At 36.4% G+C, this 13,672-nt stretch carries 17 protein-coding genes; 10 read left to right on the top strand and 7 right to left on the bottom strand.

Annotated features, from left to right (window positions below):
* The first annotated feature begins 241 nt into the window (after positions 1–241).
* Positions 242–1,102 (top strand): hypothetical protein, encoded by an 861-nt coding sequence (locus ACXAD6_RS20425; RefSeq protein WP_160839961.1) that lies wholly within the window; start codon positions 242–244, stop codon positions 1,100–1,102.
* A gap of 120 nt (positions 1,103–1,222) precedes the next feature.
* The gene (locus ACXAD6_RS20430) at positions 1,223–1,483 is read left to right on the top strand and encodes a hypothetical protein (protein WP_160839960.1); all 261 of its coding nucleotides are present in this window, start codon (positions 1,223–1,225) and stop codon (positions 1,481–1,483) included.
* Between the two features lie 91 nt (positions 1,484–1,574).
* On the opposite strand, the gene ACXAD6_RS20435 is transcribed toward ACXAD6_RS20430, so the two are convergent.
* Together ACXAD6_RS20435 and ACXAD6_RS20440 are read right to left on the bottom strand one after the other, a co-directional pair.
* Positions 1,575–2,072 (bottom strand): site-specific integrase, encoded by a 498-nt coding sequence (locus ACXAD6_RS20435; RefSeq protein WP_160839959.1) that lies wholly within the window; start codon positions 2,070–2,072, stop codon positions 1,575–1,577.
* A 323-nt stretch (positions 2,073–2,395) separates the two neighbouring features.
* A complete protein-coding gene (locus tag ACXAD6_RS20440; protein ID WP_160839958.1) occupies positions 2,396–2,752 on the bottom strand; it encodes a hypothetical protein in 357 nt (118 codons plus the stop codon).
* A 464-nt stretch (positions 2,753–3,216) separates the two neighbouring features.
* On the opposite strand from ACXAD6_RS20440, the gene ACXAD6_RS20445 reads away from it, so the two are divergent.
* The 8 genes from ACXAD6_RS20445 to ACXAD6_RS20480 all read left to right on the top strand — a co-directional run bounded on the left by ACXAD6_RS20445 (position 3,217) and on the right by ACXAD6_RS20480 (position 9,359).
* Entirely contained in the window at positions 3,217–3,831 is a 615-nt protein-coding gene (locus ACXAD6_RS20445; RefSeq protein WP_160839957.1) for a MerR family transcriptional regulator, read from the top strand.
* Positions 3,832–4,266: 435 nt separating this feature from the next.
* Positions 4,267–4,533, top strand: a complete 267-nt coding sequence (locus tag ACXAD6_RS20450) for a hypothetical protein (protein WP_160839956.1) — start codon at positions 4,267–4,269, stop codon at positions 4,531–4,533.
* 150 nt (positions 4,534–4,683) lie between these two features.
* Positions 4,684–4,872, top strand: a complete 189-nt coding sequence (locus ACXAD6_RS20455; protein WP_160839971.1) for a hypothetical protein — start codon at positions 4,684–4,686, stop codon at positions 4,870–4,872.
* A gap of 95 nt (positions 4,873–4,967) precedes the next feature.
* Positions 4,968–5,423: a sigma factor-like helix-turn-helix DNA-binding protein gene (locus ACXAD6_RS20460; protein WP_160839970.1), complete on the top strand. Its 456-nt coding sequence runs from the start codon at positions 4,968–4,970 to the stop codon at positions 5,421–5,423.
* A gap of 138 nt (positions 5,424–5,561) precedes the next feature.
* Positions 5,562–5,816: a hypothetical protein gene (locus ACXAD6_RS20465; RefSeq protein ID WP_160839969.1), complete on the top strand. Its 255-nt coding sequence runs from the start codon at positions 5,562–5,564 to the stop codon at positions 5,814–5,816.
* Between the two features lies 1 nt (position 5,817).
* Positions 5,818–6,603: an N-acetylmuramoyl-L-alanine amidase gene (locus ACXAD6_RS20470; protein ID WP_160839968.1), complete on the top strand. Its 786-nt coding sequence runs from the start codon at positions 5,818–5,820 to the stop codon at positions 6,601–6,603.
* Positions 6,604–6,708: 105 nt separating this feature from the next.
* Positions 6,709–8,868, top strand: coding sequence for a glycoside hydrolase domain-containing protein (locus ACXAD6_RS20475; protein ID WP_160839967.1), 2,160 nt, complete (start codon positions 6,709–6,711; stop codon positions 8,866–8,868).
* A 116-nt stretch (positions 8,869–8,984) separates the two neighbouring features.
* Positions 8,985–9,359 carry a hypothetical protein gene (locus ACXAD6_RS20480; RefSeq protein WP_160839966.1) on the top strand — a complete coding sequence of 125 codons (375 nt, stop codon included), beginning with the start codon at positions 8,985–8,987 and terminating at the stop codon, positions 9,357–9,359.
* 20 nt (positions 9,360–9,379) lie between these two features.
* On the opposite strand, the gene ACXAD6_RS20485 is transcribed toward ACXAD6_RS20480, so the two are convergent.
* The 5 genes from ACXAD6_RS20485 to ACXAD6_RS20505 form a co-directional block, all read right to left on the bottom strand.
* Positions 9,380–9,907: a YcxB family protein gene (locus ACXAD6_RS20485; RefSeq protein ID WP_474970574.1), complete on the bottom strand. Its 528-nt coding sequence runs from the start codon at positions 9,905–9,907 to the stop codon at positions 9,380–9,382.
* A gap of 321 nt (positions 9,908–10,228) precedes the next feature.
* On the bottom strand, positions 10,229–10,390 hold the full coding sequence (locus ACXAD6_RS20490) for a hypothetical protein (RefSeq protein WP_160839964.1): 162 nt from the start codon (positions 10,388–10,390) through the stop codon (positions 10,229–10,231).
* Positions 10,391–11,884: 1,494 nt separating this feature from the next.
* The gene (locus ACXAD6_RS20495; protein WP_160839963.1) at positions 11,885–13,138 is read right to left on the bottom strand and encodes a relaxase/mobilization nuclease domain-containing protein; all 1,254 of its coding nucleotides are present in this window, start codon (positions 13,136–13,138) and stop codon (positions 11,885–11,887) included.
* Positions 13,105–13,434 (bottom strand): MobC family plasmid mobilization relaxosome protein, encoded by a 330-nt coding sequence (locus tag ACXAD6_RS20500; protein WP_160839962.1) that lies wholly within the window; start codon positions 13,432–13,434, stop codon positions 13,105–13,107. The genes ACXAD6_RS20495 and ACXAD6_RS20500 overlap by 34 nt, the downstream gene beginning before the upstream one ends.
* 37 nt (positions 13,435–13,471) lie before the next feature.
* On the bottom strand, positions 13,472–13,672 hold a 201-nt coding region (locus ACXAD6_RS20505; protein WP_474970575.1), incomplete at its 5' end, for a hypothetical protein.

Below are 13,672 nucleotides of genomic sequence, written 5' to 3' on the forward strand. Positions count from 1 at the left end.
TTCAAATCCATTCCAACTGACGTTTGATTTTCAAACGTCAGTTGGAATGCGGAATATCGGAATACTCAAAATGAGTATTCCGATAGAAGTTCATTATTCTAAAGAGGTTCTGATCTAAATACCATCATTATAAAAAAGGATTACTCGTATTCTTTGTAGAATTATGGAAAATTATGGTTAATATGAATATGTTTGTGATCATGAGATGCAATGATTTTTACAATTATAGAGGAGGTTAAGTATGGCAAGGGATCCTATCGGAAGAAAAAAGAGAAGAAGGTTGAGAAGAGAAGTCGGTTTTGGCTGCCCAGTGGAAGACTGTAGAGTTCCTTTTCTCGAATATCATCACTTTGACCCTCCTTATAATGAAGGGGAAATGCATAACGAAGACGGAATGATAGCTCTTTGTCCAATTCATCATAGGCAAGCTGATCAAAGAGCTTGGTCAATTGAAGATTTACGTGAAATGAAAAGAGCTAATAATAGGGGGGAACCTAAAGGCAAGTTAGGTTGGAGTATTGATAAAGGCATTGTAATATCAGGAGGTAATTATTTCTTTTCAACTTCATTAACTATGAGAATTAAGGGGAAAGAATTATTTAAATTAGAGCAAGATCATAAAGGGAAAATTCTTGTTAATGCCTTGCTGTGGAATAATAAGAAAGAAATCATAGCTGAAATTAAAAATAATGATATGTTAATAAATCATATGAGAGTAGAAGATATTGATTGTATGGCTTCAGGTAAAGAAATTCTTTTTAAAGCACCCGATGATTCTAATCATGTAAGAATTAGATTCGAACGCCAACCCATTGAGGAATGCTTGTCTAAAGCAAAAAACACTCTGGATGAGAGTATTGTTGAAAATGTTTTATCTGATATAAAAGAACGTGTGGATAGTGGAATGGTAAATGTTATAGAGTTTAGTACTGCTATAAAAGAAGATGATTTTACCTTCCATGCTGGAGACTCTAAAATCACTTTTGATTTTAGAAAAGCAGGGTTAGATAAGGCAGAATATTATGGCAGAGCACACGGAGTCAATGGAGCTCTCAATATTGCTCAGAAAGATGGGAAAGAACTAATATACTTAGGTAAATAAGGTTTTTAAAGGTTAAAATATATTAAAAGGTCAATATAGGGTATTATCTACTAAAAGACCTTAATCTTAATGTTTTTACAAAGTTAGAAGGATAAAACATAAAAAGAAAGGGTTAATAACGTGTACACTTACACTGAAGAAGAAAAGTACAATATTCAAAAAAAGATTGAAGACATTAAAAATAAATTACCAGATAGAGCAGAATTAGAATTTGATTATGAAAACAATGCACTTCATGTACGAGCAAATAAAAGTCTGCATTCAAATTTTAGGAGACAAGGTAAAATTAAAAGTAAGTCTAAAATTTTCGAAGAGAAAATAAAACCTGAAGATATAAGAGAGAGCAAGGTACTAAGAACGTATGATGATTTAGATCAATGATTCTAAATCAAAATGAAACTTCCCAGGAAGGACGGGGCATTATAAACCGTTCGCATATGCAAACGGTCCCCTTATTCTCTTCTGTTCATGTTTACAAAGAGAAATCTTCCAAGGCTTGATCGACCATGTCATCACTAATTCCAATGTATTGTAACGTGATCGAAGGGCTAGAATGGCCAAAGATCTGCTGCAACATGGCCACATCCTTGGTTTTCTGATAAAAGTGATACCCGAACGTCTTTCGCAAGGTGTGCGTGCCGATCGGTCCGGGGACCCCGCAGACCTCCGCAGCTTCATGAATAATGCGCCAGGCTTGGGTCCGATCAATCGAGCCTCCTTTTTTGGAAGGAAACAAGGCATCGGACGCGGCTTTGCCCCGGATGTACTTATCGATTTCACTGCGCAAATTGGGGGTCATTTTGATTTTTCGAATGTTCCGTGTTTTCTTTTCCCGGATCCGCAGATAGGATGTGTCCTGGACATCCAACACCCGCAGGGGCAAAATATCGCTGATTCGCAGGCCGGAATTGATGCCGAAGGTAAATAAAAAATAATCCCGGTAGCTTTTATGTAGCAAATACGTTTTCATTTCCCGGATTAAATCCGGGTCCCGGATGGGTTCGACGCTCTGTTGGCCGAGACGTGGGGGCAATTGGATCACCTCTTATATGTTGTTTAGAATACAACACTTATTTTATTATGTTTTATTATACCATGTGTGAACCTATATAAAAGCCCGGATATCCTTGGTTTATCAAGGATATCCGGGCTTTGTTCGTTTGGTTTCACATGAAACATAATGAATATTATGTTTCATTACTATCATGGTTGTGTACTTATGTAATCTCATCAGGATGTAATTTTATAATTCATAAAAAAAGAGAGGCACGCTTGACCTCTCTTTTTTATTTACTAGTGAATAACATAGAAGTTGTCGGATTCGATACGACGGTAGCTTTGGTTTGGAATAGTGTTATGCAAAACAATTCGAGTAAGCCCTTCGTTAATCCCTGTAAATTCACGATCTGAATAACTATCTAAGTGACAGTAGCCTGAACGCCCTGCAATGAAAACCCATTCACCATCTACATAGCGTTGGAGCTCCATCTCCCAGTCTGAGCCATAACCACCAGCACCGGGAGTGTAACCCATATTAATCTGAATGCTTACTGGTACATGGTCTCCTTCAGGAGCGTTGTCATCGACAGTCATTTGAAATGGTAGATCCCCTCCAATAGGTGAGTATTGTTCCCAATATTCATAAAGCATTTTGCATTCCTCCTTTCAAGCCAATAATATCAAAGCTAATACCTAACCCGCGTATGCAAAAAATCTAAGAAAAGTAGCTTTTATAACTATAAAAGAAGCTAATCATTAGCAAGTAATAAATTGACTTTTATAGTAGGCTTCAAGAGTTCAAATGCTCCTAGCAATGTCCTATTATTCGTAGCTAACAGTTTAATCAGTTCTGTCGTGGTCCACTATCATCATGTTTCGTGAACGCTTTATCTTTTCTTGAAAATATTTAAATTGGTCTTTCTTGTAACTGAATAGATTATTCAGTAGAATACACCATGAGTACTAACTAAGTTTAGAGTGTATTAGCTAAGCCCATATACAATGATTTCATATCTAGGTCTGGAAGTTGGATAAAAACCTTGTATTTTTTCATAACCACCCTTTAATATTAAGGAAACAAGGTTTATATATAGGTTTCTGGGAGGGTTATAAATATGAATAAGGGAGAGAATCAAGGTTCAGGTAATCCAGATCTAAACTTGGTTGAGGGTTTTACGGTGAAAGAAGTTGCCACGTACTTAGATGAAACTCCAAACGTTATTAGGAATTGGTTTAAGGAGTTAAGGAAGTACGTGCCGCATGAAAAAAGTAGTAATGGTTATAACATATACAAACAGGAGGGGATAGAACGTTTTAAAGAAATACAATCTCTACACAGAGAGCAAAACTGGAGCATGAAACAGATTGAATATTACTTTGCTACTGGGGGAGAATCGTTTAGACCTGAGCCTGAAAAAACCAGCGGGGAATTACTAGCCGAAGAACTAAGAGCTTTGCGACAAGAAATATCAGCTTTAAGGGAGGATAATAAATCAATAAAAAAACAGCTAGACCATCAAGATATGAGGATGGATAATCAAGATAATTTTCATAAAACTTTGATCCAACGTATAGAACAAGTAAATATAGATCGCGACAAACAGTTGGAAACCATCAGGCAACTGGCTACTCCAGCAGAATCTAATAATGCAGATAACCAAGATACTATCCAAGATAAGAAGCAGTCTGATAAAAAAAGCTTTTGGTCACGTTTGTTTGGTGCACAGTAAATTAATTAAGACTTAAAGAAACAAAATTAATTAATACATCTAATTTTAGAAGGACCCTGAAGTATATCTCCTTTTCTTGCCTAGAATTACTACATTAAAACACAACTATTAGGGAGGTGAGGACACATGGGAGTTAGGAAAAAACTGTTTAGATTTTTGGAAGTTGTTAGGAAAACCAGACAGCAAAGCATCTGGGATATTATCGGGTAAAGCTCAACATGAGTTAGGTTTAGAAGTGCACACAAGACAACAATTGAAGAAGTTAGGGTATAGTCAGAAGGAAATTGAGAAACGTATTAGTAAACAAAAGCGGAATTTACCTAACTAAATTTAAGGTTTCGGATATTTATTAGTTCTACTTTTATTATAGAAACTACAACTGGTGAACATACTAGGGCATCATTGTATTTATTTAGAGAGAAAGGGTGATAGATGATGACAAAAAAAGATGAGGGAACAAATAATTCAGTGAATGAGGATGCTAATAAAGAAGATAGCAATATCAATAACGATTTCCTTGATAATATTGTAGGTAAAAAAACCACAAAAGAAAAAACGCACGTGTTTAAGGGATTTTATCTTGAACGCGAGGTGGCAAATGTTATTGATGAGAATGCAGCAGGCAAACCTAAAGGTGTTAAATCGGAAATTGTAAACGAATCACTTAAAAGAGTATTTAAAGAGATGGGATGGATGGAATAGCGGTATTTGGTAATGAAAACAACAGTGTTTTAAAAATATAGCTTAAGAATTTTTAAATAAGTCCTAGCAGGCTTATTTTTTTTTGTTAAATATAAGCTATACTTTAAACAGAACAAACGTTCTGGTTTTTTGTAAAGGAGTGCTATTTATATGCAGCAAAAAAAACATTTATTAATGATTATCTGCAAACATTGTAAAAATCCAATTAAAGTTGGGAAGTATCTGGAACCTTTTTTGTTTCATACTAATTCATTTAACTGTCCTAAGTGTGAGGAAGTTTTAGAAGTAACTGAAGAATTAAAGGAATACATTTTGGCTTCAAGTTATGAAGAATTCTAGTGTTAATGAACCCTAACTAAGATATTGATATCGATATTAATATCTTAGTTAGGGTTACAACATATTTATCTACAAGGGTAAGGAGGACTAAACTTATGGAAAAAACAGAAAGATCGAAAAATATTAAAAGGCTAGAAAAACATTTAAGAAATTACCAGACGTATAATGCAGGTATTAAGAATCTTCATAGTCAATTAGAGTTTGTTTTACCCAATATGCCAAAAGGTTATGAAATTCAAAAGGATCTAATCTCCTCTTTCAATATAAAAGGAGAAAACGAATATGTGCTGATAGATAGAATAGAAAGTAGAAGGGCAATAGAAATTCATGAAAATCTTTACGAGTACAAACTAATAATCAGTGCAATAGATAAAGCCTTGGAAGTATTGGATGATATCGAACACCACTTCATTTGTTACAGATATATTCAAGGGATGACAATCCAAAAAACCGCGCTAAAACTAGGATATAGTGAGAAGTATATTTTTAATATAAGAAACCAAACTTTTGAAAAGCTGTTAATTTCTTTAAAAGGAATACTACAGTTTTAATCGCTTCAGTTTTTCAGTACTTTTAAAAGGTCTGTACCGTTACCCCTACTGTTAATATACAAAGTAATCCTCATTTATCGGTCATCATTTGATTTAGATGATCTGATAAAAAACTTAATTGAAAGGAGGAAAAATAACATGGAGTTCTCTGTGTATGGAGTTGCCCTCATTCCTTTGGTGACAGCAATAGTAGAAATGGTTAAATCACTTGGTATGTCTAAAAGATATAGTATGATCGTTGCTTTATTGATGGGAGTGGTATTTGGAGTGTTTTATATTGCGCCATACGATCTCAAAGCAGGTGTAATTGCCGGCTTAGTATTAGGTTTATCTGCAAGTGGATTTTATAGTGGAGCTAAGCAAATCACAAAGAGGAAACCTAAGGAGGGGTAGAATGTCGGCCAAGGTTATTTTAGACCCGGGCCATGGAGGTCATGATCAAGGAGCGAGCGGTAATGGTTTAAAAGAAAAGGATGTTGTCTTGAAAATAGCCAAGTACACTAATGAAATATTAGAAAATAATTACGAAGAAGTAGAAACTCGCTTAACTCGAAAAAGTGATTACTTTGTGGATCTCCTTCAACGTTCAGAATTCGCGAACGAATGGGGAGCTGATTATTTCGTTTCATTTCATATTAACGCATTTGATGGTTCTGCCCAGGGGTTTGAATCCTATATTTATAATGGTTTGCCAGAAGATAGTAAGGCGGAAAAGTTCCAAAATGCTCTTCATGAAGAGATTTTAAAAGAAGCTAAGTATTTTTATGATAGAGGTCTAAAAGAAGCTAACTTTTCAGTTTTACGTGAAACAAATATGCCAGCTATTTTAACAGAGAATGGTTTTATTGATAGTGAAAAGGATGCAAAACACCTAAAATCAAATGAAGATCTGCGAAATGTTGCATTAGGACATGCTAAAGGAATTGCAGAAATAGCGGGATTAAATTTGAAAGACAGCAATGAAAAAAAGAAAAGCGAGGTAGTAGCTGGCACATTTTCAAACTATGAGAATGCTCAAAATAAGGGTGAGATTCTAAGTGATCAAGGAGTAGATAATTATGTTAGGAAATCAGGCAATTACTTCGAAGTAGTAGCTGGCACCTTTGAGAACAATGAGAATGCAAAAGATATGGTCATAACATTAAAAAATTTTGGGATTGATTCCTATGTAAAACAATGAATCATAGAAATGTAGCTACGATTTTTTAACCATAAGGTTTCAACAAAAGTTAGATTAATATATCAATATTAATATTGATATTAATATTATTAAGGGGTGAATGGAATGGATTCAATGGTTTTAGAAGTACAAAAGTGGTTGAATGATACTTATAAAGGGAGAAAAGGTTACGATGTAATTCCGGAAGATGGTTACACTGGTAATACTACGGTAGGAGCATTGATAGTTGGTCTTCAAATTGAGATGGGGATCACCAATCCTGTGCCCAACTTTGGACCTGGTACAAAAGCTGCGTTTCCTGGATTATCCAAGCAAAGCCTTGGTGAAGAACCTACTAACATGAATAAGATTCTACAAGGTGGTTTTTGGTGTAAAGGTTATAACCCGGGAGGATTTACAGGTAATTTCTTTGGAGGAACAGAAAGTACGGTTAAAGATTTTGAAGTAGATGTTGGACTAGTACCAAGTGGTTATGTTGATGCAAAATTAATGGAAGCAATTTTAAATACAGATGGATTTGAACTGGCGAGGACATATCCAAACTATGTAAGAGAAATGCAACAAATTTTAAATCAAAATTATAGTATGTATTTTCCTTATATTCCAACAAATGGTGTTTATGAAAGGAAAACAAGCGAAGCTCTTATTTATGCTTTCCAACACGAAATTGGGATAGGAAATATTGCTAATGGTTATTACGGAAATGGTACACTTGCTAATACACCTACTCTTGCTCCGGGTAATGGCCAAGATAGGCTAAATAGAATTCTGCAGTTTGCTTTAGCCGTTAATGACTATTATCCAGGAAGTTATAACGGCATTTATGATAACTCTGTCGAGAGTGCAGTTCGTGAATTTCAAGAATTTATGACCCTTCCTGCTACGGGTACAGCTGGTAAAGCAACAATCAAACAACTTCTAACAAGTAATGGCTTAACATCTCGTAGTGCTCCTGCGTGTGACGCTTCTACTATAGTTGATCGAGCGAAAGCTGAAACCTTAGTTAGTCGGGGGTATAATACTATAGGTAGATACCTCACTGGTACCGTAGGAGGATCTAGATCTAAAGCTATGACTAACGAAGAGCTGGAAATATTGGAAGAGTACAATATTAATGTTTTCCCTATCTATCAGGACGGAGGATTTTACGCAAGTTACTTCAACCATAATCGAGGATCTGGAGATGGTTTAAGAGCGCATAAGACTGCAGAAGATTTAGGGTTTCCTGAAGGTACAACTATCTACTTTGCGGTCGACTTTGATGCCTATGATTTCCAAGTTACTAACTTAATTTTACCTTATCTAAATGGTGTGAAAGAATCATTAGAATCTCAAGGCTCCAAATACAATTTAGGTGTGTATGGTCCAAGAAATATCTGTATACGTGCTTACGAAAACCCAAGTATCCAAGCAAAATACAGCTTTGTTGCTAACATGTCTACAGGGTTTAGTGGGAATCTGGGTTACCCTATGCCACGAAACTGGGCATTTAGTCAATTTTATGAATATACAGTAGGTTCTGGTGATGGTGCTATTGGCATTGACAAAAATGATATGTCGGGAAGAGATAAAGGAGTAAGTAGTGTTAATCCATCAACAGGATCAAGAAATGAAAAAGAGGAAAAACTATACGATGCTATGTTGGAAGTAGGAAGCTCCTTACCTGGATTTTTCTCAAATGAAGCTATATTTGGACCGAAATTTATTTTTAACAAAACCTACAAAATAGTTGATCTTCCAAAATTTAATGTATATTTAGAAACAGATACTAGCTTCAGTCCAAACAGTGATGCAGACCAAATTATGATTAGTGAAGGTAAAGTGGGTTATGACCTTCAAGATATAATAGGAGATGATTTGAAAGCTAATCTGAGTGCTGAACGGATGGACAAGTACGCTAACCAATTAGACGGCTTAGGAGCTAGTGTTGGAAATGGGATGATTGAATTTTCTTCTGATTTTACATCTACCACTCATACTCTAAAAGTAACCGCGTACAAAGATTCGATTGAAGTTGATGGGACGAAAACAGACTTAGCTGTATCCATAATTTATGAATTAGAAGTTGATACTACAGCCCCTTCTTATCAAAAAGTACGTGAGGCTCAAGTAAGTTTAGAAACTGTAGCATTATGCTTAGCTGCGCTGACAGCAGGAGCATTACTTTTAATTTATGTGTCACCCGTTGTTATAAGTGTGGCAGCGACTTCTGCTTTCCTAGTAGGGATTGGAGATAAGATATTCCAAGAAGATGATTCAGCATGAAAAAAAGACATAGGGGAGTCTCCCCTATATCTTTTTTTAACCCCTATAAAACTTGTGATAAACTTATCTATAGTGATATTTACCAATTATTTTAAAGGATTTAAGGAGAGACAAACTTGGATAAATTTATGAAAGTAATATATGTCGCAAGCCTGCTAGGTGTATTAATCGGATTGTTTATGGATTGGTTCTCATTAGCGTTCTGGTCGTGGAGTGGTTTACACCATTGGACCGGTTCATTAATTGGGGTCACCACTGCCATTACTCTTACTGTTTTTTTAATAATTCCCAGACAAACTTCCATACGTTTCTTGACTATCTTAATTCCTTCATTCGTTATCCTCCAATGGATTATGATGAGCCCTTGGTTTCCTGGTAATGAGGGAGGTAACTTAAACACTGCTTTAGGAATGACAAAGGGCGGATTTTACTTCACTTTACTAAGTGCTCTTATCGCGGTTGCTTCTTATATTCGTTATACGAAGAAGTAGGATAGCTTCCAATTAGATAGTTAATGGATTTTGACTTTTTTTGAATCCATATTTCTAGTAACTAGTTTTTTAAAAAAGATGATATCTTCCTTTGTGGAAAAGTAACGCTTGGGTATAACAAGGCCTTTATTTTTAGATGTATATAACCGAAACATATCCTCGTGTTCCAGAACTGCTATAAAATCATTCCATTCAAAATAAGTATTTGACTTCCTTACTTTAGAATTTATACCATCTTCATTAATGATATATCTCAATTCGTTTTGAAGAAATTGGTCACTGCTATACTCCTTTCGAACGCGTAAGTGTAATAATCCAGCTAATACCAGTGTGAAAAAACACGCAATTAATGTAGAAAAAAATAAATATAAAGGAATAACCGCAACCAGCCCTCCTGTAATAAAGAGAGAAGATAACCACAGGCCAACTAAGAAAACAAAAATAAAATATCCAATCATCATTTTCTTATGATGATGAAGGTTGTGTTTCTTATAATCCTCAAAGGTTAAGTTTCCCTTAGCTAAGACTTCTTTTTCATTAGGTACCATAACCTCAACCCCAATATTATTAAAGTATTTATTTTATTACCTCATAACCGATAGATCCCAACAATCATCGGAAAATATAAGTGAACCATCGCTCCCTTAGTAGATTAAATTCTATCATATCAAGTTGGCTATACTCTACTACCATGAGCATAATCTATCTTACTGGCCAGAGTAATGTTATCTGATTAATGACATTAATTGTAAGTTCGTTCATTGAGATTATTAGCTCTACGCGAATCAAAAGAAGGAATAAGTGCATGTTGCTTACCCTCAGTGTATTTCTCTATATTTTATTTATTACGAGGGTTGTGCTATGTATTTCTATTTATTTACATTTTCTTCCGCCGTTGGTTCTTCGTAATTATCTTCATCGAATTTAAGATCTTGATAGATCAAGTATGCGAAAGTAAATCCTATTAGTATTAAAATTGAACACATTACGGTTAAAAGGACTTTAGTTATATTTTTAAGAATTTTTTTCATACTTTTCCTCCTTTTATCTAAAAAAAGTCCTTTTTTGAAGAAATTGCCCACGAGCCACAAATATGAATGTGTGTTTATTGTAAGAAATGTCTGTCATGCAATCTTCCTTTCTGGGTTTTTGTAGTCAATTGTGTCCTGAAAACTAACCCTAGTAATTTCAAATCTAAAAAGATCTGTTAGTTTTAATTTACAACAGTAGCCCTTTGTGCAAATCCATGCAAAAGATTCTGCTAGTTTATTCCCTCAATTCTATTGATTTGATAGAGTGTAAGGGGTAAAATTGTCATTATAAATACATACGGACAAATAAAAAAGCCATTTCCTTGATGATAAGTTTTGGCGAACTTATCGGAAATGACTTTCCCTGTCTCCACCGACCAAAGCGACACAGGGTAAAATACTAAGATATAGTTAATTATATACGGTTTACATAGCAAATTTCAACCGTTATAAATAATTTTTCAAAGGTGTATTTTACCCGGCTTTCCTCTCATTGGTAGGAAGCAGGGTAAAGTACACCTTTTTTATGTTGTTCCAACGTGGAAAGCCTACTAACACGTTGAGAAAATAAACTTGATAGGTTATGTCTTAGCCGATGCAATAATTAAGACTAGGACACTATGAAAACGCTCCCTATTGCGTTGGTGTCTGAAGGGTGAAAGCTACCTTAGTGCTGATCGAAGGAAGGATGTTGCAACTACGGTTGCAGTAGGACAAGCTGCAAGTAAGAATACTCGGTTATTCTGAACCTACCAGGGGCATTTGAAGTAGTAAGCTTGTCTAGAAGAAATTCTATCGTTAATAGGGATACACTACGGACACCTCGTAATTCCTGACGGATGTTGTCCTTCTGTAGAACGACTACTACTTACATTGACATTTTTAATTTTTGTCGATGTAGGTAGTCGTTCTATGCCTTCCGTTTTCCTCGACAAGCCTTCAGGATGTTGCCTTCGTTCCACTTTTGCAAGCATAAATACTTAGGAAAGATTAGACATCTCAACGAGGCTAAAGAATAAACGGTCTTGCTCACATAAGATTCTGTACTCTATAGGAGCTAAGATAAGAAGATCTATATAGAAGGGATCATTTAAGGGTGGGGGATGTATGATATTGAGTATTTGCTAAAGTCCTGGTCTTGGACTTTTGGAAAACGGAGATATCCAAGCAACCGAAGGGCGGTAGGGGGTTCTGTATGAGAACGGGGGTACCGTTTCTAAATGGAAACCGTTGCTGTATAGTAATAATGGTTTATGTTATACTTAAGGCAAATAGCGACAATTTAAATATTGTCATGGCATCACCCCCTTAAAGGGGAAAGAGCTCCCTGTTTGCGCAGGGAGCTCTTTTTATGGATTTAAAAATTCTTAAGGTGTTTCAATGCCAAATACTCCTAACAAAGCTTTTACCCCTAAGTATATGGGCACAAGGAATACAGAGGTTGCTAGACCGTATTTTGCTGCATCTAACCAGTAATTTATAAGAATTCCTTTTTTAACGTTCGATATCGTTCTCTTTGCTCTGTTGTCGATCTCGTCTAAGCTTTTGTTTGTCCGGCTCTTCATCTCGTTTAAGTTGCTCTCGGTGGTCTGGAGCACTTTCCCTGTTTTCTCGCTGAAATTTTGCTCGATCTTCTCCAGTTGCTGAACGATCTCGTTTTGGAGTTGATTCACTTTTTGAATGGTCTTTTGATTGTTCTGACTCATGAGGTTGGCGCCCGTTTCCATAGTTTTTATAAGTCTCTCTTCTTGATCTTTCAAGAGTTTCTCTTGCGCTTGTAAAGTCGAATTCATCCTCTGCTGAACGGTTTGGCTCGTCTCTCTGATGTCGTTCAACTCTTGTTGAGTGGTCATTTTCGAGTCGGTGTCCCTGTCGATTTGCGTGCTGACGTAACCTTTCAGAATTTCCATTAACTTCTGACTTTCCTCTATATGGTTCTGCAATTCTTGATAACTCTGGATTTCCCTGTTCGTATGATAAGGTGGCTGTTCCTCGCTCCTGGCTTGGTTGGTCTGTTCGGGTTTCCTTTGTGATTTCAAACTCACGCTGCAACGTCTCCTTTTCATAATCATTCCCCAGCTTGGAGCCACGAACTTTCTTGTTTTTATCGGGGTGCGTAAATGTAATGTTCTTTCCACGCTCTTTCATGTCAATGTTATGTTTTTCTTTTAAACTCATTTTCAATTCTTCATATGTTTGGGAGACCTGTTTTTCAAGGTCAATTTTCTCTCGAATATCATCTTTCCAACTGAATTTCTCTCGATCAATTAAGCCTTTTTCTGCTTGGGTGTAACGAACCCCTGCTTTAATGTTTTCTGCTATGGAGAGTCCTCTTCCCTTACATAATCGGTCACTTTCCTCACGAACTTTATCAATCGCTTCTTTTCCATGAGCATGATATTTCCTGCCATCTTCCGGATGCACGGAATTAATGATGATGTGATTATGGATATGTTCTTTATCATCATGCGTATATATCATGACTTCATGACCCGGAGCTAATTTTTCAGCTAGTTCCAGTCCTATTTTATTGGCTTGGGCCGGAGTGATTTCCCCTGGCTTAAACGATTGAATTACGTGATGCGCCTGAATACCGTTATTCTTACTCCACATTTCTCTCGTAGCCTTCATTTGGGCTTTGGCCACCTCGGGAAACGTATTTACTCCTTCTTTCTCGACCGCTCTTTTTTCACAGTACGAGATTAGCCGATTAGCTACTTTTGTATGGCCGAGTTGAATTGTTGCCATATAGCCTGCAGCTCCTTTTGTACCTCTTTTAATTCCTCAGCAGGAATTGTATGTCCCTGATTGGCTCGCCGGCTGATCTGGTTCACATTGTTACCGATTGCTCGCAATTCCCGGGCCATCTCAAATGCTCCTTCTCGATCAATCTTCGGCGGTCGCATTCTCGCCCCTTGTGCCTTCTTTTTCGCAAAAGAAGGCACACTCATTTGAACGTTTTTCGCCATCTGCTCAAGACGTTCAAATTCGTCGTCGCTCACTCGAAATTTGATCTGTCGGTTCTCATTTCGGTTCTCTTCCAAGCCCGCCCCTCCTTTTCAAATGGGTACCATTTGAAAGCTATTCTTCAGATAGTTTCACCGTGGTGTTGAAACTATCATACATCATAGCATGAGGGTTGGCAAGCTCTACAAATGGTACCCATTTGAGCTTGTTGGGGGTTTCCCCCAATCGCTTTCGCTCCCCCTTTGAAATACAAAAGCGTTCGCCTATTAGGCGAGTAAAATTATCTATTCTTTTTAGAATAGATAATTTTACAAG

Source organism: Halobacillus sp. ABH2_015 (assembly GCF_056158945.1).